33 protein-coding genes are annotated in these 18,256 nt (G+C 48.5%); all 33 read left to right on the forward strand.

Annotated features, from left to right (window positions below):
• A partial coding sequence (locus H8L47_RS08200) for an EF-Tu C-terminal domain-related protein (protein WP_456243385.1) occupies positions 1-125 on the forward strand: 125 nt, incomplete at its 5' end.
• A gap of 132 nt (positions 126-257) precedes the next feature.
• Complete coding sequence (gene rpsJ / locus H8L47_RS08205) at positions 258-575, forward strand: 30S ribosomal protein S10 (protein ID WP_110255911.1); 318 nt, start codon at positions 258-260, stop codon at positions 573-575.
• Between the two features lie 223 nt (positions 576-798).
• A complete protein-coding gene (rplC, locus tag H8L47_RS08210) occupies positions 799-1,455 on the forward strand; it encodes a 50S ribosomal protein L3 (protein ID WP_186953125.1) in 657 nt (218 codons plus the stop codon).
• A gap of 3 nt (positions 1,456-1,458) precedes the next feature.
• The gene (rplD, locus tag H8L47_RS08215; protein ID WP_186953126.1) at positions 1,459-2,082 is read left to right on the forward strand and encodes a 50S ribosomal protein L4; all 624 of its coding nucleotides are present in this window, start codon (positions 1,459-1,461) and stop codon (positions 2,080-2,082) included.
• The gene (gene rplW / locus H8L47_RS08220) at positions 2,079-2,393 is read left to right on the forward strand and encodes a 50S ribosomal protein L23 (RefSeq protein WP_110255914.1); all 315 of its coding nucleotides are present in this window, start codon (positions 2,079-2,081) and stop codon (positions 2,391-2,393) included. Before rplD ends, rplW begins: the two co-directional genes overlap by 4 nt.
• Before the next feature lie 2 nt (positions 2,394-2,395).
• Positions 2,396-3,223: a 50S ribosomal protein L2 gene (rplB, locus tag H8L47_RS08225; RefSeq protein ID WP_186950513.1), complete on the forward strand. Its 828-nt coding sequence runs from the start codon at positions 2,396-2,398 to the stop codon at positions 3,221-3,223.
• A 10-nt stretch (positions 3,224-3,233) separates the two neighbouring features.
• Positions 3,234-3,509 (forward strand): 30S ribosomal protein S19, encoded by a 276-nt coding sequence (gene rpsS / locus H8L47_RS08230; RefSeq protein WP_110255916.1) that lies wholly within the window; start codon positions 3,234-3,236, stop codon positions 3,507-3,509.
• Positions 3,510-3,515: 6 nt separating this feature from the next.
• Positions 3,516-3,848 carry a 50S ribosomal protein L22 gene (rplV, locus tag H8L47_RS08235; RefSeq protein ID WP_174244915.1) on the forward strand — a complete coding sequence of 111 codons (333 nt, stop codon included), beginning with the start codon at positions 3,516-3,518 and terminating at the stop codon, positions 3,846-3,848.
• 9 nt (positions 3,849-3,857) lie between these two features.
• Positions 3,858-4,691, forward strand: a complete 834-nt coding sequence (gene rpsC / locus H8L47_RS08240; protein ID WP_186953127.1) for a 30S ribosomal protein S3 — start codon at positions 3,858-3,860, stop codon at positions 4,689-4,691.
• Between the two features lie 2 nt (positions 4,692-4,693).
• A complete protein-coding gene (gene rplP / locus H8L47_RS08245; RefSeq protein WP_110255918.1) occupies positions 4,694-5,113 on the forward strand; it encodes a 50S ribosomal protein L16 in 420 nt (139 codons plus the stop codon).
• A gap of 12 nt (positions 5,114-5,125) precedes the next feature.
• A complete protein-coding gene (rpmC, locus tag H8L47_RS08250) occupies positions 5,126-5,317 on the forward strand; it encodes a 50S ribosomal protein L29 (RefSeq protein ID WP_110255919.1) in 192 nt (63 codons plus the stop codon).
• Entirely contained in the window at positions 5,317-5,589 is a 273-nt protein-coding gene (gene rpsQ / locus H8L47_RS08255; protein WP_110255920.1) for a 30S ribosomal protein S17, read from the forward strand. The genes rpmC and rpsQ overlap by 1 nt, the downstream gene beginning before the upstream one ends.
• 239 nt (positions 5,590-5,828) lie before the next feature.
• A complete protein-coding gene (gene rplN, locus H8L47_RS08260; protein ID WP_006464924.1) occupies positions 5,829-6,197 on the forward strand; it encodes a 50S ribosomal protein L14 in 369 nt (122 codons plus the stop codon).
• Positions 6,198-6,206: 9 nt separating this feature from the next.
• Positions 6,207-6,521 carry a 50S ribosomal protein L24 gene (gene rplX / locus H8L47_RS08265; protein WP_186953128.1) on the forward strand — a complete coding sequence of 105 codons (315 nt, stop codon included), beginning with the start codon at positions 6,207-6,209 and terminating at the stop codon, positions 6,519-6,521.
• Between the two features lie 4 nt (positions 6,522-6,525).
• Positions 6,526-7,065, forward strand: coding sequence for a 50S ribosomal protein L5 (gene rplE, locus H8L47_RS08270; protein ID WP_186953129.1), 540 nt, complete (start codon positions 6,526-6,528; stop codon positions 7,063-7,065).
• Between the two features lie 7 nt (positions 7,066-7,072).
• Positions 7,073-7,378 (forward strand): 30S ribosomal protein S14, encoded by a 306-nt coding sequence (gene rpsN / locus H8L47_RS08275; RefSeq protein WP_110255923.1) that lies wholly within the window; start codon positions 7,073-7,075, stop codon positions 7,376-7,378.
• Positions 7,379-7,392: 14 nt separating this feature from the next.
• Positions 7,393-7,788 carry a 30S ribosomal protein S8 gene (rpsH, locus tag H8L47_RS08280; RefSeq protein ID WP_110255924.1) on the forward strand — a complete coding sequence of 132 codons (396 nt, stop codon included), beginning with the start codon at positions 7,393-7,395 and terminating at the stop codon, positions 7,786-7,788.
• Positions 7,789-7,798: 10 nt separating this feature from the next.
• On the forward strand, positions 7,799-8,332 hold the full coding sequence (gene rplF, locus H8L47_RS08285; RefSeq protein WP_110255925.1) for a 50S ribosomal protein L6: 534 nt from the start codon (positions 7,799-7,801) through the stop codon (positions 8,330-8,332).
• A 12-nt stretch (positions 8,333-8,344) separates the two neighbouring features.
• Positions 8,345-8,707, forward strand: coding sequence for a 50S ribosomal protein L18 (gene rplR, locus H8L47_RS08290; RefSeq protein ID WP_110255926.1), 363 nt, complete (start codon positions 8,345-8,347; stop codon positions 8,705-8,707).
• A 12-nt stretch (positions 8,708-8,719) separates the two neighbouring features.
• Positions 8,720-9,238 (forward strand): 30S ribosomal protein S5, encoded by a 519-nt coding sequence (gene rpsE, locus H8L47_RS08295; protein WP_110255927.1) that lies wholly within the window; start codon positions 8,720-8,722, stop codon positions 9,236-9,238.
• 10 nt (positions 9,239-9,248) lie between these two features.
• On the forward strand, positions 9,249-9,428 hold the full coding sequence (rpmD, locus tag H8L47_RS08300) for a 50S ribosomal protein L30 (protein WP_110255928.1): 180 nt from the start codon (positions 9,249-9,251) through the stop codon (positions 9,426-9,428).
• A gap of 28 nt (positions 9,429-9,456) precedes the next feature.
• Complete coding sequence (gene rplO / locus H8L47_RS08305) at positions 9,457-9,888, forward strand: 50S ribosomal protein L15 (protein WP_110255929.1); 432 nt, start codon at positions 9,457-9,459, stop codon at positions 9,886-9,888.
• Between the two features lie 25 nt (positions 9,889-9,913).
• A complete protein-coding gene (secY, locus tag H8L47_RS08310) occupies positions 9,914-11,251 on the forward strand; it encodes a preprotein translocase subunit SecY (RefSeq protein ID WP_186953130.1) in 1,338 nt (445 codons plus the stop codon).
• Between the two features lie 23 nt (positions 11,252-11,274).
• Complete coding sequence (gene infA / locus H8L47_RS08315) at positions 11,275-11,493, forward strand: translation initiation factor IF-1 (RefSeq protein WP_005663428.1); 219 nt, start codon at positions 11,275-11,277, stop codon at positions 11,491-11,493.
• A gap of 33 nt (positions 11,494-11,526) precedes the next feature.
• A complete protein-coding gene (rpmJ, locus tag H8L47_RS08320) occupies positions 11,527-11,640 on the forward strand; it encodes a 50S ribosomal protein L36 (RefSeq protein ID WP_014004415.1) in 114 nt (37 codons plus the stop codon).
• Between the two features lie 27 nt (positions 11,641-11,667).
• Positions 11,668-12,033: a 30S ribosomal protein S13 gene (gene rpsM / locus H8L47_RS08325; RefSeq protein WP_186950499.1), complete on the forward strand. Its 366-nt coding sequence runs from the start codon at positions 11,668-11,670 to the stop codon at positions 12,031-12,033.
• A 31-nt stretch (positions 12,034-12,064) separates the two neighbouring features.
• Positions 12,065-12,469 carry a 30S ribosomal protein S11 gene (rpsK, locus tag H8L47_RS08330; protein ID WP_110255932.1) on the forward strand — a complete coding sequence of 135 codons (405 nt, stop codon included), beginning with the start codon at positions 12,065-12,067 and terminating at the stop codon, positions 12,467-12,469.
• 249 nt (positions 12,470-12,718) lie between these two features.
• A complete protein-coding gene (gene rpsD, locus H8L47_RS08335; protein WP_110255933.1) occupies positions 12,719-13,342 on the forward strand; it encodes a 30S ribosomal protein S4 in 624 nt (207 codons plus the stop codon).
• Between the two features lie 104 nt (positions 13,343-13,446).
• Positions 13,447-14,424, forward strand: a complete 978-nt coding sequence (locus tag H8L47_RS08340; RefSeq protein WP_186953131.1) for a DNA-directed RNA polymerase subunit alpha — start codon at positions 13,447-13,449, stop codon at positions 14,422-14,424.
• A 124-nt stretch (positions 14,425-14,548) separates the two neighbouring features.
• Positions 14,549-14,944: a 50S ribosomal protein L17 gene (rplQ, locus tag H8L47_RS08345; RefSeq protein ID WP_110255935.1), complete on the forward strand. Its 396-nt coding sequence runs from the start codon at positions 14,549-14,551 to the stop codon at positions 14,942-14,944.
• 150 nt (positions 14,945-15,094) lie between these two features.
• Positions 15,095-15,424 (forward strand): divalent-cation tolerance protein CutA, encoded by a 330-nt coding sequence (cutA, locus tag H8L47_RS08350; RefSeq protein ID WP_186953132.1) that lies wholly within the window; start codon positions 15,095-15,097, stop codon positions 15,422-15,424.
• Positions 15,421-17,271, forward strand: coding sequence for a protein-disulfide reductase DsbD (dsbD, locus tag H8L47_RS08355; protein WP_186953133.1), 1,851 nt, complete (start codon positions 15,421-15,423; stop codon positions 17,269-17,271). Before cutA ends, dsbD begins: the two co-directional genes overlap by 4 nt.
• Positions 17,272-17,370: 99 nt before the next feature.
• The gene (locus H8L47_RS08360) at positions 17,371-18,012 is read left to right on the forward strand and encodes a peroxiredoxin (RefSeq protein WP_186953134.1); all 642 of its coding nucleotides are present in this window, start codon (positions 17,371-17,373) and stop codon (positions 18,010-18,012) included.
• The last annotated feature ends 244 nt before the right edge of the window (positions 18,013-18,256 follow it).

Consider the following 18,256-nt stretch of genomic DNA (forward strand, 5'->3'; position numbering starts at 1 on the left):
GTGATAACGTTTCTATCACTGTAAAACTGATCAACCCGATCGCGATGGAAGAAGGCTTGCGCTTTGCTATCCGTGAAGGTGGTCGTACAGTCGGTGCTGGCGTTGTTGCTAAAATCATCGAGTAATATCTGCTGTAATTTGTAGTATACTAGCTGGCTGCCGTATTGAATTTAATGCGGCAGCCAATTTAGTTTTCGCTCTTTATTAAATATGCCGGCGGCTCTGCCGTACCTGGCTCGCTCTTTATAGGAATGAACATGTCCACACAAAATCAAAAAATCCGTATCCGTCTGAAGGCTTTCGATTACAAACTGATCGATCAGTCCGCTCTGGAAATCGTGGAAACAGCCAAGCGCACTGGCGCTGTTGTTAAAGGCCCGGTTCCTTTGCCTACACGTATCCAGCGCTTCGACGTACTGCGTTCCCCACACGTGAACAAAACTTCCCGTGATCAATTTGAAATCCGTACTCACCAGCGTTTGATGGACATCGTTGACCCAACTGACAAAACAGTTGATGCGTTGATGAAGCTCGATCTGCCAGCTGGCGTTGACGTAGAAATCAAATTGCAATAATTCTTATTGATTTGAGCATACTGATGCAAATTAGTATTCTCAGAAAAATACTGAAAATTCGACATACCACAATTTTTCGAAAATTCAAATAAATTAGTCTTGTAAATAAAAAATTTGCGGGCTATAATCGAAGGCTTAGATGTGGGTCAGCTCCGGCTGGCCTATTCGTTTAAGTTTTTTAAACATCAGCCTCACCCAATCGTAGGTGAGAATGGAGAAAACAATGAGCTTGGGCCTAGTTGGTCGCAAGGTTGGCATGATGCGCATCTTTACAGATGATGGGGATTCGATTCCTGTTACTGTTTTGGACGTGTCCAACAACCGCGTGACGCAAGTCAAAACTCCTGAAACAGACGGTTACTCCGCTGTTCAGGTAACTTTCGGTCAGCGCCGTGCATCCCGCGTAACAAAAGCGGCTGCCGGTCACCTCGCAAAAGCAGGTGTTGAAGCTGGTACTGTATTAAAAGAATTCCGTATTGATGCTGCTAAAGCCGCTGAAATGAAAGCAGGCGATGTCGTGCCTGTTGGCATGTTCGAAGCTGGTCAAAAAGTGGACGTGCAAGGTGTGACGATTGGTAAAGGCTATGCCGGTACTATCAAGCGCCATCACTTCTCTTCTGGTCGTGCAACTCACGGTAACTCCCGTTCGCATAATGTACCTGGTTCTATCGGTATGGCGCAGGATCCAGGTCGTGTATTCCCTGGTAAGCGCATGACTGGTCATCTGGGTGATGCAACTCGCACTGTGCAAAATCTGGAAATCGCTCGCGTAGATGCAGAGCGTCAGTTGTTGCTGGTGAAGGGTGCCGTGCCGGGTGCAAAAAATGGTCAGGTGATTGTATCTCCTGCTGTTAAAGTTAAAGCCAAGAAGGGAGCCTAATCCATGGAACTGAAGCTCCTAAACGAACAAGGTCAAGCAGCGTCTAATGTAGCCGCTCCTGATACTATCTTTGGTCGTGATTACAATGAAGCCTTGATCCATCAAGTCGTTGTTGCATTCCAAGCCAATGCTCGTAGCGGTAATCGCAAACAAAAAGATCGTGAAGAAGTTCATCACACAACCAAGAAGCCTTGGCGTCAAAAGGGTACTGGTCGTGCACGTGCTGGTATGTCTTCTTCTCCATTATGGCGTGGCGGTGGTCGTATATTCCCGAACTCGCCTGATGAGAATTTCTCTCACAAAGTTAACAAAAAGATGTATCGCGCAGGTATCTGCTCGATTCTGTCCCAGTTGGCTCGTGAAGGTCGTTTGAATGTGGTTGACGATGTTACTGTTGACGCACCTAAGACAAAACTGTTGTCCGACAAACTGAAAGCAATGGGTTGCTTGGATTCCGTCCTGATCATTACTGACGAATTCAATGAAAACCTGATGTTGGCAGCGCGTAACCTGGCAAACGTGCTGGTTGTTGAACCACGTTATGCTGATCCAGTTTCTTTGGTGTTCTACAAGAAAGTGTTGATCACCAAGCCAGCACTGGCAAAGATTGAGGAGATGCTGGCATGAGCGCACAAGTCAAAATTAGCGAAGAACGCCTGATGAAGGTGTTGCTGGCTCCTGTTATTTCTGAAAAAGCAACTATGGTTGCTGAGAAGAATGAGCAAGTGGTTTTCCTGGTTATGCCAGATGCAACCAAGCCAGAAATCAAAGCTGCCGTCGAATTGCTGTTCAAAGTACAAGTTGAATCCGTACAAGTAGCAAATCGCCAAGGTAAACAAAAACGTACCGGTAAATTTAATGGCCGCCGCAATCATACAAGACGCGCTTTTGTATGCTTGAAGCCAGGTCAGGAAATTAACTTCACTGAGGGGGCATAAGCATGGCACTCGTTAAGATGAAGCCAACCTCACCAGGTCGTCGTGGTATGGTGAAGGTAGTGACAGAAGGCCTGTACAAAGGTCGTCCGTTCGCTGCTTTGTTGGAAAAGAAATCAAAAACTGCTGGCCGTAATAATAACGGTCACATCACTACCCGTCATATCGGTGGTGGTCACAAGCAGCATTATCGTCTGGTTGACTTCAAACGCAACAAAGATGGTATCCCTGCAAAAGTAGAACGTATTGAATACGATCCTAACCGTACAGCGCACATTGCTTTGTTGTGCTACGCGGATGGTGAGCGTGCATACATCATTGCTCCCAAAGGTATGGCTGCTGGTGATCAGGTCATGAACGGCTCTCAAGCGCCAATCAAATCTGGTAACTGTTTGCCTATCCGCAATATCCCGGTCGGTACAACTATGCATTGCGTAGAAATGCTGCCAGGTAAAGGTGCTCAGATTGCACGTACAGCTGGTGCTGGCGTTGTATTGATGGCGCGTGAAGGTACTTACGCTCAGGTTCGTCTGCGCTCCGGTGAAGTTCGTCGTATTCATATCGAATGCCGCGCGACTATCGGTGAAGTAGGCAACGGTGAGCATAACCTGCGCAAAATCGGTAAAGCTGGTGCAATGCGTTGGCGTGGTGTTCGTCCTACCGTTCGCGGTGTGGTCATGAACCCGGTCGATCACCCGCACGGTGGTGGTGAAGGTAAAACTGCAGCCGGCCGTCACCCAGTATCACCATGGGGTCAGCAAACCAAGGGTAAGAAGACTCGTCGCAACAAGCGCACTACTTCGATGATCGTCTCACGCCGTGGCAAGAAATAAGGGATAAAACATGACACGTTCATTGAAAAAAGGGCCGTTTTGCGACGCCCACCTGGTGAAGAAAGTCGAAACCGCGCAAGCGACCAAAGACAAGAAGCCAATCAAGACTTGGTCCCGTCGTTCGACAATTATGCCGGACTTCATCGGTTTGACCATTGCGGTTCATAACGGTAAGCAACACGTACCAGTTTATGTTTCCGAAAACATGGTTGGTCACAAGCTCGGCGAATTCGCGCTGACCCGTACGTTCAAGGGTCACGCTGCCGATAAAAAGGCTAAGAGATAAGGACCGATGATGGAAACTAAAGCAAATTTGCGCGGTGTGCGTCTGTCTGAGCAAAAAGGTCGCCTGGTGGCTGACCTGATTCGCGGTAAAAAAGTAGATCAGGCATTGAATATCCTGGCATTCAGCCCTAAAAAAGGTGCTGCGATCATCAAGAAAGTGTTGGAGTCTGCAATTGCAAACGCCGAACACAATGATGGCGCGGATATCGACGAGCTGAAAGTAAAGACTATCTATGTCGAAAAAGGTGCGATTCTGAAGCGCTTCACAGCACGCGCTAAAGGTCGTGGTGATCGTATCTCTAAACAATCCTGTCACATTTATGTGACCGTTGGTAACTAAGGAGTCACGATGGGACAGAAGATACATCCAACCGGTTTTCGTTTGGCAGTAACACGTAACTGGTCTTCTCGTTGGTATGCTGGCAATGGTAACTTTGCCACTATGCTCATCGAAGATCTGAAGGTACGTGAATACCTGAAGAAGAAACTGAAAAACGCGTCTGTAGGCCGCATCGTTATTGAGCGTCCTGCTAAAAACGCACGCATCACGATATACAGCTCCCGTCCAGGCGTTGTGATCGGTAAAAAAGGCGAAGATATTGAAGTATTGAAAGCTGAATTGTCGAAATTGATGGGCGTGCCAGTGCACGTCAACATCGAAGAAATTCGCAAGCCAGAAATCGATGCTCAACTGATCGCTGATTCTATCGCTCAGCAACTGGAAAAACGCATCATGTTCCGTCGCGCCATGAAACGTGCGATGCAAAATGCAATGCGTTTGGGCGCTCAAGGTATCAAGATCATGTCTGGTGGTCGTTTGAACGGTATCGAGATCGCACGTAAAGAATGGTATCGCGAAGGCCGCGTGCCTCTGCATACTCTGCGTGCTGACATCGACTACGGCTTTGGCGAAGCATCCACAACTTACGGCATTATTGGCGTAAAAGTATGGGTCTACAAAGGCGATCGTTTGGCAAATGGCGATGCGCCTGTTATTGAATCGACACCGGAAGACGACAAAAAACGTCGTGGCCCACGTCGTGATGATGGCAAGCCAAATAGCCGTCCACGCGCCAAGCGTCCAGAAGGACAAACACCGACGACCGGCGCAGCAGCCCCGGCAGCCAAGCGCGTACGCGCAAAAGCTGACGCTGCAGCACCGGCTGAGAAAGCAGGAGAATAATCATGCTGCAACCAGCACGCAGAAAATATCGCAAGGAACAGAAAGGCCGTAACAAGGGTATCTCGCATACTCGTGGTACAGCAGTTTCCTTCGGTGAGTTTGGCTTGAAGGCAGTTGGTCGTGGTCGTATCACAGCGCGTCAGATTGAAGCAGCGCGTCGTGCAATGACTCGTCACATTAAACGCGGTGGCCGTATCTGGATCCGCATTTTCCCGGACAAGCCAATTTCCCAGAAACCAGCGGAAGTCCGTATGGGTAATGGTAAAGGTAATCCTGAGTACTACGTTGCCGAGATTCAACCAGGCAAAATGTTGTACGAAATGGATGGTGTCGATGAGACGCTGGCACGCGAAGCGTTCCGCTTGGCTGCAGCTAAATTGCCGCTGTTGACTACGTTCGTCGTCCGTCAAGTCGGCCAATAATAGGAGTTGTAAATGAAAGTATCTGAACTCCAAGGTAAGGATCAGGCGGCTTTGACCAAAGAACTGAATGAATTGTTGAAGGCTCAATTCAGCCTGCGCATGCAAATCGCTACGCAACAGCTGACTAACACTTCTCAATTGAAGAAAGTTCGTCGTGACATCGCACGTGTGAAAACCGTCATGAACCAGAAGGATGCCAAATAATGAACGATCAAGTTAAAGTCGCACTGAAGCGCACATTGATTGGCAAGGTTGTTTCCGACAAGATGGACAAAACCGTAACAGTGGTTGTTGAACGTCACGTCAAGCATCCTTTGTATGGCAAGATCATCGTCCGTAGTGCCAAGTACCACGCACACGATGAAGCGAACCAGGCAAAGGCCGGCGACACCGTTGAAATTCAAGAAGGTCGTCCTATCTCCAAGACTAAAGCTTGGACAGTGACACGTGTGGTTCAAGTCGCACAAGTAGTATAAATTTATTGCACAAATCGTTTTTTAGTGTAATAATGATGGGCTGTCATTTGCAAAGTGTGCGAGTGGCAGCCTAAATGTCTTTCATAGCGCCCTCTTGTTGTGAAAGTGGTTAAAAAATCGTCCACCTAATCAGTTGGCTCGTGCATTGTAGGTTATGTAGGGGTTAGCTGGCGGGACCAAGACTGACTACAAATTTGCATTGCGCAAGTTGTGTGGATTAAGTTGGGAAAGAGAACATTATGATTCAAACAGAAAGCCGGCTGGAAGTGGCTGACAATACTGGTGCGCGCGAAGTTCTGTGCATTAAAGTGTTGGGCGGTTCCAAGCGTCGTTATGCGGGTATTGGTGACGTAATTAAAGTCACTGTAAAGTCTGCTGCTCCGCGCGGTCGTGTAAAAAAAGGTGAAATTTACAACGCCGTTGTCGTGAGGACAGCTAAGGGTGTTCGTCGTCAAGATGGCTCGTTGGTCAAATTTGATGGCAATGCTGCAGTATTGTTGAATGCAAAACTTGAGCCTATCGGTACTCGTATTTTCGGCCCAGTAACACGCGAACTGCGTACTGAGCGCTTTATGAAAATCGTGTCTTTGGCTCCAGAAGTGCTGTAAGGGGTCGTGATGAACAAAATTCGTAAAAACGACGAAGTCATCGTCTTGACGGGTAAAGACAAAGGTAAGCGCGGTCAGGTACAAACATGTATCGATAGCGATTACGTTGTTGTTGCAGGTATTAACGTTGCTAAAAAAGCTGTTAAGCCTAACCCAATGACTGGCGCAGTAGGTGGCATCGTGGATAAAGTGATGCCGATTCATGTGTCGAATGTTGCATTGTTTAATGCAGCGTCTGGCAAAGCAGACCGTGTAGGCTTCAAGGTAGTGGATGGCAAGAAAGTCCGTATCTACAAGTCGACTGGCGAAGTTGTGAAGGCATAACATCATGGCCCGTCTACAAGCAATATATAAAGATAAAATCGTTGGTGATCTGACTGAAAAGTTCGCTTATAAGTCAGTCATGGAAGTTCCGCGCATCTTGAAAATCACCCTGAACATGGGTTTGTCTGAAGCAATTGCAGATAAAAAGATTATTGAGCATGCAGTTGGCGACCTCACCAAGATTGCTGGTCAAAAACCAGTAGTTACCAAAGCTCGCAAAGCGATCGCTGGTTTTAAAATCCGTGAAGGCTACCCAATTGGTTGTATGGTAACTTTGCGTGGCGCTCAGATGTATGAATTCCTGGACCGTTTCATTACTGTGGCTTTGCCACGTGTACGTGACTTCCGTGGCGTTTCTGGTCGTGCGTTTGATGGTCGTGGTAACTATAATATCGGTGTCAAGGAACAAATCATTTTCCCTGAAATCGAATACGACAAGATCGACGCGTTGCGTGGTATGAACATCAGTATCACGACAACAGCAAAGACCGACGAAGAAGCGAAAGCGCTCCTCGCCGCATTTAAATTTCCGTTCAGAAACTGAGGTCGCCATGGCAAAACTGGCACTGATTAATCGTGAGCAAAAGCGTGCAGACCTGGTGAAGAAATTCGCTGGTAAGCGTGCCGAATTGAAGGCCATCATTGATGACCAATCAAAGACTGAAGAAGAGCAGTACGCTGCCCGTCTGAAGTTGCAGGCATTGCCACGTAACTCCAATCCGACCCGTCAGCGTAACCGCTGCGCCTTGACAGGTCGCCCACGTGGCACATTCCGTAAATTCGGTTTGGGCCGTATTAAACTCCGTGAAGTCGCCATGCGTGGTGAAATCCCGGGTATGACTAAAGCCAGCTGGTAATAGGAGAATAAGCAATGAGTATGAGCGATCCTATCGCCGATATGCTGACCCGCATCCGTAACGCACAAGTTGTTCAAAAGACTGTCGTCGCGATGCCGTCCTCTAAAGTAAAGATCGCAATTGCGAACGTACTTAAAGACGAAGGTTACATTGAAGATTTCGCAGTTTCTGAAACTGCAGGTAAGTCCGAATTAAAAATCGGCTTGAAATATTACGCAGGACGTCCTGTGATTGAACGCTTGGAACGTGTATCACGTCCAGGTCTCCGTATTTACAAAGGTAAAGACGAGATCCCAAGTGTCATGAACGGTTTGGGAGTGGCGATCGTTTCCACACCACAAGGCGTTATGACTGACCGCAAAGCGCGCGCAACCGGTGTCGGTGGCGAAGTGATTTGCTACGTCGCCTAAGGAGTGAAAGATGTCTCGAGTAGGTAAGATGCCAATCGCTTTGCCGGCAGGTGCTGAAGTCACCATTTCGACAGAGCAGATTACAATTAAAGGCCCACAGGGCGTGTTGTCTCAAGCCTTGAACGGCCTGGTGACAGTTGCGAACGACAATGGCACTTTGAGTTTTTCCCCAGCGAATGATGGTCGTGAAGCCAATGCGATGAGCGGTACCTTGCGTGCCCTGGTCAACAACATGGTTAACGGCGTCACTAAAGGTTTCGAAAAGAAACTGAACCTGGTCGGTGTTGGTTACAAAGCGCAAGCTCAAGGCGACAAATTGAATTTGTCTCTTGGTTTCTCGCACCCTGTTGTTCACGCAATGCCAGCTGGCGTTACATGTGCAACACCAACTCCAACTGAGATCCTGATTAAAGGGATTGATAAGCAAAAAGTTGGTCAGGTCGCCGCTGAAGTTCGTGCATACCGCAGTCCAGAGCCTTATAAAGGCAAAGGCGTTCGCTATGCGGACGAAGTGGTTGTGATTAAAGAAACCAAGAAGAAGTAATAGGGGTTGACGATGGACAAGAAACAATCACGTCTGCGCCGCGCACGTCAAACCCGTGCCAAGATCGCAGAACTCAAAGTGAACCGCCTGGCCGTGCATCGCACAAACCTGCACATCTATGCAAACATCATTGGCCCAGATGCCAAAGTGTTGGCATCGGCTTCTACCGTAGAGGCAGAAGTACGTGCAGAGTTGGCTGGCAAGTCTGGTGCTGGCGGCAACGCTGCTGCAGCGAGCTTGATCGGCAAACGTGTTGCAGAGAAGGCAATCAAAGCAGGGGTTACCGAAGTTGCGTTTGACCGCTCCGGTTTCCGTTACCACGGTCGCGTCAAGGCGCTTGCAGAAGCAGCCCGTGAAGCTGGCTTGAAGTTCTAAGGAAAATTTGTCATGGCAAAAATGCAAGCAAAAACAGCAGCCGACAAGCCGGATGATGGCATGCGCGAAAAAATGATCGCGATCAACCGCGTGACCAAAGTGGTCAAGGGTGGTCGTATCATGGGTTTCGCGGCGCTGACAGTCGTTGGTGACGGCGATGGCCGTATCGGTATGGGCAAAGGGAAATCGAAAGAAGTTCCAGTTGCTGTACAAAAAGCGATGGAAGAAGCACGTCGTAAGATGATCAAAGTGACTTTGAAGAACGGTACTCTGCAACACACCGTTACTGGCAAGCACGGCGCATCTTCCGTCATGATTTCTCCAGCAAAAGAAGGTACTGGCGTTATCGCTGGTGGTCCAATGCGCGCGATTTTTGAAGTAATGGGTATTGTAAACGTCGTGGCGAAATCCAACGGCTCCACAAATCCATACAACATGGTTCGTGCAACTTTGAATGGTTTGGCCAAGATGAGTACTCCATCTGAAATCGCTGCAAAGCGTGGCAAAACTGTTGAAGAAATTCTCGGTTAAGGAGCACCTCATGTCTAAGACAGTAAAAGTGCAATTGGTTAAAGGTTTGATCGGCACACGCCAGGATCACCGTGCAACTGTACGTGGCCTGGGTCTGCGTCGTGTTAATTCAGTTTCCGAATTGGAAGACACGCCATCCGTACGCGGCATGATCAATAAAGTCTCGTATCTTGTGAAGGTTGTATCGTAAGCCGTCAGGTTTGCGATCGGAGCAAATTATGGAATTGAATACAATCCAGCCAGCTGATGGCGCAAAACACTACAAACGTCGTGTTGGTCGCGGTATCGGTTCAGGCTTAGGTAAAACAGCGGGTCGCGGTCATAAAGGCCAAAAATCCCGTTCAGGCGGCTTTCATAAAGTCGGTTTTGAAGGCGGTCAGATGCCTCTGCAACGTCGTTTGCCAAAACGTGGTTTCAAATCACTGGCAACTCCGTACAAAGCAGAAGTTCGCCTGACAGATCTGGAAAACCTGCCAGTGACAGAGATCGACGTTTTGGCTTTGAAACAAGCCGGCGTAGTTTCTGAGCTCGCACGTGTAGTCCGTGTGATCTTGTCTGGTGCTATCACCAAGAAAGTTTCTTTGAACGGCTTGATCGTCACTAAAGGCGCTAAAGCTGCAATCGAAGCTGCTGGTGGCACAATCGCTTAATTTGAGCAGACAACCGGAGCATTAATTGGCAACATCTCCACAACAAGCTAAAAGTGCTGCAAGCGGGTTTCCCTGGGGGCGACTCTGGTTCTTGCTGGCGGCACTGGTTGTCTACAGGATTGGTGCACATGTTCCTGTACCAGGTATAGACGCCAAAGTGCTGGAAGAAATGTTTAAACAAAACCAGGGTGGTTTGCTGGGTATGTTTAATATGTTCTCTGGCGGTGCGATGCAAAGATTTACCGTGTTCGCGCTGGGTATCATGCCGTATATTTCTGCGTCGATCATCATGCAATTGATGTCGATCGTCTCTCCGCAGTTGGAAGCTCTCAAAAAAGAGGGTGAGTCCGGCCGTAGAAAGATTACGCAATATACACGGTATGGCACTGTGGTTCTTGCCTTGATCGAAAGTTACTTCATCGCATTTGGTCTGGAAGGTCAGGCCGGCTTGGTACTTGACCCTGGATTGGCATTCCGTTTAACAACGGTCTTGTCACTGGTGACAGGCACTATGTTCTTGATGTGGTTAGGTGAGCAAATCACTGAACGCGGTCTGGGAAATGGTATTTCAATTATCATTTTCGCTGGTATTGCAGCAGGTTTGCCTGGTGGTTTGAGTAATTTGTTTGAACTGGTCCGTACTGGTCAAATGGGTAACTTTGCTGCACTGGTTATCTGTGTTGTAGTTCCTGCAGTAACGTTTGCTGTGGTGTTTGTCGAGCGCGGTCAACGCAAGGTCTTGGTGAACTATGCCAAGCAACAAACTGGCAACAGGGTGTCGCAAAGGCAAAGCAGTCATTTGCCACTGAAGTTGAATATGGCTGGTGTGATTCCTCCTATTTTTGCTTCTTCGATTATCTTGTTCCCGGCGACGATTACCAGTTGGTTCACCAAGGGTGCAGAATCTTCAACAAGTGGTTTTATCACTTTCCTGAAGGATCTGGCAGCGTCGATGGCGCCTGGTGAGCCGATACACGCTTTGTTGTATGCAGCAGCGATCATCTTCTTTTGCTTCTTCTATACCGCATTGGTATTTAACAGTAAAGAAACCGCAGACAACTTGAAGAAGAGTGGTGCTTTTGTTCCCGGGATACGTCCTGGTGATCAGACCGCACGCTATATCGACAAGATATTGATGCGTTTGACGCTGGCAGGTGCGATTTACATTACGCTGGTTTGTCTGTTGCCAGAATTTTTGATTGCGAAGTGGAAAGTACCATTTTATTTCGGCGGAACGTCTCTGCTGATTATCGTGGTGGTGACCATGGACTTTATGGCGCAGGTACAGAACTATGTTATGTCCCAGCAATATGAATCGCTTCTTCGTAAAGCAAATTTCAAGGGCGGGATTCCTTCGAGGTAATCGCCCAGGGGACAGCAGATCGAATGGCAAAAGACGACGTTATACAGATGCAGGGCGAGATTCTTGAGAATCTTCCGAATGCAACATTTCGAGTTAAGTTGGAAAACGGGCATGTTGTACTTGGCCATATTTCCGGGAAGATGCGAATGAACTATATTCGTATTCTTCCAGGTGATAAGGTGACAGTGGAATTGACGCCTTATGATTTGAGCCGGGCGCGAATAGTGTTCCGTACCAAGTAAATTTAAAATGAACTAGAAGGAAAGAGGGCAAAAATGAAAGTTCTCGCATCAGTTAAGCGGATCTGCCGCAACTGCAAAATCATCAAGCGCAAGGGTGTTGTTCGTGTTATTTGCACAGAACCACGCCATAAGCAGCGCCAAGGTTAATTAACGTTATTGAACGAGGAATAACGAATGGCACGTATCGCAGGGGTTAATATCCCAAATCATCAGCATACCGTAATCGGCTTAACAGCTATCTATGGTATTGGCCGTCCACGCGCACAGAAAATCTGTGACGCAACAGGTGTTTTGACCAATAAAAAGGTTAAAGATCTGGATGACAACGAACTCGAGAAGCTTCGCGACGAAATCGGTAAATTTATCGTCGAAGGCGACTTGCGTCGTGAACTGTCCATGAACATCAAGCGCTTGATGGACTTGGGTTGCTACCGTGGTCTCCGTCATCGTAAAGGCTTGCCTTGCCGTGGCCAACGTACTCGCACAAATGCGCGTACTCGTAAGGGTCCACGTAAAGCAGCGCAATCTTTGAAGAAATAATCCAGGCTAGCCCGGATCCAAGGAAAACATTATGGCAAAAGCTCAAAATAACGCTGCAGCAGCACGTGCGCGTAAGAAAGTTAAAAAGAACGTTGCAGAAGGTATTGCTCACGTTCACGCTTCTTTCAACAACACCATCATCACGATCACTGATCGTCAAGGCAATGCGTTGTCTTGGGCAACTGCCGGTGGTGCTGGTTTTAAAGGCTCACGTAAATCTACTCCGTTTGCAGCGCAGGTCGCAGCAGAAGCAGCAGGTAAAGTGGCCGTTGAATGCGGTATCAAAAATCTGGAAGTTCGTATCAAAGGCCCAGGCCCAGGTCGCGAATCTTCAGTACGCGCTTTGAACAATCTGGGTATCAAGATCTCCCTGATTCAAGACGTTACTCCAGTTCCACATAACGGCTGCCGCCCTCCAAAGCGTCGTCGTATCTAAGCTGGAACACTAAGACGCTGGTTATTTAAGCGCCTTAAGCAAGCAGATTTATTCTCTGCTGGCATTCTTGCGGAATCTCCGTTAGAATGCAGACCCGCCATTCCGTTGGCGGGTTTTGTGTTGTGGAAATTTTAGAGTAGTACAAATTAATCAAAGGCTTAGCCTTTGTTGTTAAGACCACCGTCTGGTTGCAGGTAGATCAGACTAGCGTAGTGTAGAAAACATTACGTCATTTACAAGGAAAATATCGTGGCACGTTATATCGGACCAAAAGCAAAACTTTCCCGTCGCGAAGGCACGGACCTGTTCTTGAAGAGCGCACGTCGCTCCCTGGACTCCAAATGCAAACTGGACGCAAAACCAGGTCAACATGGTCGCACTTCCGGTGCTCGTACCTCTGACTACGGTAACCAATTGCGCGAAAAGCAAAAAGTTAAACGTATGTACGGCGTTTTGGAACGTCAGTTCCGCCGCTACTTCGCTGAAGCTGACCGTCAAAAAGGCAACACAGGCGAAACACTGTTGAAATTGCTAGAATCCCGTCTGGACAACGTTGCTTATCGTATGGGCTTCGGTTCCACACGCGCTGAAGCACGTCAGCTGGTGAGCCATAAAGCATTCACAGTCAACGGTATCGTTGTTAACATCGCTTCTTACCAAGTTAAAGCTGGTGACGTAGTTGCAGTTCGTGAAAAAGCTAAAAAACAAGTTCGTATCGCTGAAGCGCTGTCCCTGGCAGAGCAATCCGGCATGCCTTCATGGGTAGCTGTTGATGCGAAAAAACTGGAAGGTACTTTCAAGTCCATGCCAGATCGTAGCGACATCGCTCACGATGTCAACGAATCCTTGATCGTTGAATTGTATTCTCGTTAATACTTAAGTTTCACCGCCTGCCTGTTTTGTTACAGGCAGGCTTTTTTCTTTAATGCCGTCAGCCTTATCGGTGTAACGAACCGAGGGTATTGAAAAGGACATTCATGCAAAACAATCTGTTAAAGCCACGTATTATCGATGTGGAAATGTTGGGTGCCGGTCACGCTAAAGTCGTGATGGAACCGTTTGAACGTGGCTATGGCCACACACTGGGCAACGCGTTGCGTCGCGTCCTGTTGTCCACTATGGTTGGTTATGCACCGACTGAAGTTGTGATCGCCGGTGTCGTTCATGAATACTCTTCCCTTGATGGCGTGCAAGAAGACGTCGTCGACATTCTGTTGAACTTGAAAGGTGTAGTTTTCAAGTTACACAACCGTGATGAAGTCACGCTGACATTGAAAAAAGATGGCGAAGGCGCAGTATTGGCTTCCGACATCGATCTGCCGCATGACGTAGAACTGATCAACCCGGATCACGTTATCGCCAATCTGACTGCCGGCGGTAAGCTGGACATGCAGATCAAGGTAGAAAAAGGCCGTGGCTATGTACCTGGTAACGTTCGTCGCTTGTCTGAAGATGCGAACAAAACCATCGGTCGTATGATATTGGATGCGTCTTTCTCACCAGTACGCCGTGTTTCTTACGCTGTGGAATCTGCCCGCGTTGAACAACGTACTGATCTGGATAAACTGGTCATCAATATTGAGACCAATGGCGTTATCTCTCCTGAAGAAGCAATCCGTCAATCTGCCCGCGTGCTGGTTGATCAATTGAATGTCTTTGCCGCTCTGGAAGGTACTGAAGCCGCTGCTGAAGCTCCATCCCGCGTACCTGCAGTTGATCCTGTCCTGTTGCGTCCAGTCGATGATCTGGAACTGACAGTACGTTCAGCCAACTGCCTGAAAGCAGAAAACATTTACTACATTGGTGATCTGATACAGCGTAGTGAAAATGAACTGTTGAAGACCCCAAATCTGGGTCGCAAGTCGTTGAACGAAATCAAAGAAGTTTTGGCTTCCCGTGGTTTGTCTCTGGGCATGAAACTGGAAAACTGGCCACCTGCTGGCCTGGAAAAATAATTTTGTCTGACGGGTGGGCTGGGACAGCCTGCTCGTTTTTTAACTGTAGTAAAAATAATTACCGGCCCGCGATAAGTTTACTTATCGATAGAAGAGCTGGCATTTAAATCTGAAAGGAAATACCATGCGTCATCGTCACGGCTTACGTAAGCTGAATCGTACTTCTTCCCACCGTCTGGCAATGCTGCGCAACATGACAGTATCCCTGTTGCGTCACGAAGCCATCAAAACAACTTTGCCAAAAGCTAAAGAACTGCGCCGCGTTATCGAGCCGATTCTGACTTTGGGTAAAACAGACACACTGGCTAACAAGCGTTTGGCTTTCTCCCGTTTGCGCGACCGCGAAATGGTAGTTAAGCTGTTTGCTGAACTGGGCCCACGTTACGCAAATCGTAACGGCGGCTACCTGCGTATCCTGAAAATGGGTTTCCGCGTTGGCGATAATGCTCCTATGGCATACGTTGAATTGCTGGACCGTCCAGAAGGCGTAGATGCAGCTGATGCACCTGTTGCTGAGTAATTAGCAAGCCTGGGCTTCCTGCTCAAGACTAGAAAAAGCCGTTCAGTGTAAACTGAACGGCTTTTTGCATATGCGCACTTATTCCGGGACACATATTTTGTGGTGCCCTGTAATGGCCAGGCATGGCGTTCGACCAAATAGAGAATAACAATGGATAATGACAATCTGATCCTGGTATTGACTAATCTGCCCAGCCGCGACATGGCCAGAAAGCTGGCCAGCCAGATCGTCGCCGAAAAATTGGCTGCCTGCGTGAACATTTCTCCTGATATATTGTCCATCTACAACTGGGACGGCGAGCAACAGGCTGATACAGAAGTGCAATTGATGATCAAGACCCGGCAAGCTTGCTATGCCGGGCTGGAAGCACTGATACTGAGCCAGCATCCCTATGATCTACCCGAAATAATAGCCATCCCCCTGTTGGCCGGACTACCGGCTTATCTGGACTGGGTGAGAAAAGAAACTGAAACGCCATGAATACCTCAACGCCGTTGTTTTCTGTAAGCATGCCAGCCAAGCTCCAGAATGTCAGGATATCGCAGCTATGGTGCCTGTGTGCCTTGCTGGCTGCCTTGCTGTTTGCCTCCCTATTGTCATCCAATGCCAAGGCAGAAGACTTCCTCGACCCTGAAGAGGCATTCAAAGTATCTGCCAGAATGATAGAGCCAGGCATGGCCGAGGTGACTTTTACGATAGCAGACGGTTACTACCTGTACCGTGAACGTTTCAAATTCAGCTCAGATGATGCCAAGATTGGTGACATAACCATGCCAGCTGGCAAGGTCAAGTTTGATGAAACCTTTCAAAAAGAAGTAGAGACTTATCGTAAATCCCTGGTGGTGCGTGTGCCTGTCCAGGCGGCGGCAGATTTCACCCTGAACATAGGGCGGCAGGGCTGTGCTGACGGAGGTTTGTGCTATCCACCGCTGGAGACGCCGGTTAAGTTGCAGATAACTGGGGCCAACAGCGCTGGCACACAGACCGCAGCAAATGCCAGCATTGCTACCGCTAATGTTAGTACAGAATCCAATGGCAAAGGCGCAGAAGCTAGCACTGATGAGGAAACCAGCAGCATCAGCGCTGCACTGAAGAGCGGTAGATTGGTCCTGATCCTGCCTTTGTTCTTACTGCTTGGCCTGGGCTTGTCCTTCACTCCCTGTGTCTTGCCTATGGTGCCAATTTTGTCCTTCATCATCGTCGGTGAAGGTGCTGGCATCAAACGCAGTCGCGGCTTTCTGCTGTCCTTGTGCTACGCCCTTGGCATGGCGCTGGTGTACACGGCCCTCGGCATAGCGGCGGGACTGGTTGGCGAAGGTTTGTCGGCTACTTTGCAAAATCCCTGGGTACTTGGTGCCTTCGCCTTGCTGATGGTGATATTGTCGCTGTCCATGTTCAATGTGTATCAATTGCAGGTGCCTGCTGCCTTGCAAACCAAGCTCACCATTGCATCAGAAGGTCAGCGCAATGGCAAGCTGGTAGGTGTGTTTTTCATGGGGGCAATCTCTGCCCTGATCGTTGGCCCTTGCGTGGCCGCTCCACTGGCAGGTGCGCTGGTTTATATCAGCCAGACCCGCGATGTCGTCGTTGGTGGCTCGGCCTTGTTTGCCATGGCGATGGGCATGAGCGTGCCATTGCTGCTGGTGGGTATCTCGGCCGGTAGCCTGTTGCCACGCGCTGGTATGTGGATGGAAAGTATCAAACGTTTCTTTGGTGTCTTGATGCTGGCCATGGCCCTGTGGATGATCAGTCCAGTGATCCCGGCCTGGTCGCAAATGCTGGGATGGGCCATCTTGTTGCTTGCCTATGCCATCTATCAATTATTTTTCCATCGTAGTGGCATGTTCGCCAAAGCTGTGGCAGTAATGTTTTCCCTGCTCGGTGCCGTGCAACTCGTTGGTGTTGCGACTGGTGGCCGCGATGTATTTTCTCCCGTTGCCCACTTGTACGGTGGCAGTACGGAACATGTAAAATTTACCCGTGTGCGCAGCATTGCAGAACTTGATGCTGCCCTGGCGCAATCCAAAGGCAAAACGGTCATGCTGGATTTTTACGCGGACTGGTGCGTCTCTTGCAAAGAGATGGAAAAACTGACTTTCCCAGAAACCAAGGTCAAAGCCAAGCTCGACAATATGCTCTTGCTGCAAGTTGATGTCACTGCCAACAATGCCGATGATAAAGCCCTGTTGAAACGCTTTGGCCTGTTCGGCCCTCCAGGCATTATCTTCTTTGATGCGCAGGGTAAGGAAATTCCCCGTCAGCGCGTCATCGGTTATCAGAATGCGGATAAATTCCTGCAATCCTTGAATCGTGCTGAGGGCAAATAAAGCATATTCTTAGAATGTATAAGCATGCAACAAAACTATCCTTGAGTAAGGGCGACAGAGGGGCTATATTCAAACTCTTGTTTCTTTTTGGAGAAAAATATGACTTTGCGTTTAGGCGATATCGCCCCTGATTTCGAACAGGATTCTTCTATCGGCCCTTTGAAATTTCATGAATGGGCAGGTAATTCCTGGGTAGTTTTGTTTTCCCATCCGGCTGACTTCACGCCCGTCTGCACAACAGAACTCGGCTTGACAGCAAAACTCAAGCCAGAATTTGACAAGCGCAATGTAAAAGCCATCGCCCTCTCAGTCGATGGTGCAGAATCCCATCTGCAATGGATCAAGGATATTGAAGCTACACAAAATACGGTAGTCGGTTTCCCTATCGTCGCTGATGCCGACAAAAAAGTTGCCGCATTGTATGACATGATCCACCCTAACCAGTCCGAGACTGTGACTGTGCGATCCTTGTTCGTCATCGACCCGAATAAAAAAGTCCGTCTCATCATCACTTATCCTCTGACCACAGGACGCAATTTTGATGAAGTCCTGCGGGTCATTGATGCCCTGCAATTGACAGATGGCTATACCGTCGCTACCCCAGGTAACTGGCGTGATGGTGATGACGTGATCATTCCGTTGTCTATCAAGGATGAAGACGTGATCAAACAAAAATATCCTAAAGGCTATACCGCTGCCCGCCCTTATCTGCGCGTGACACCACAGCCAAACAAACCATGACTTGCGCAAAACCGCCCCAACTGCGTTGCAGCTCCTAGCCGTACTAAAGTACTGTCTTCGTCGCTGATGGTATAGTCGGGATTTCAGGCAACATGTTGCCTGCCGATGCAACGAACCTCCCTTGCAAGGGAGGTTTCCTGAAAGCGATAGCCTTGCTGGGACAATTTTGCGCAACTCATGTAGTGCATCAGTAAAAAAAACAAAAGCCACGAGTCACTCGTGGCTTTTGTTTTTGAAATGCAGA

Origin of the sequence: Undibacterium umbellatum (assembly GCF_014284125.1) — a bacterium.
Taxonomy (GTDB): Bacteria; Pseudomonadota; Gammaproteobacteria; order Burkholderiales; family Burkholderiaceae_D; genus Undibacterium; species Undibacterium umbellatum.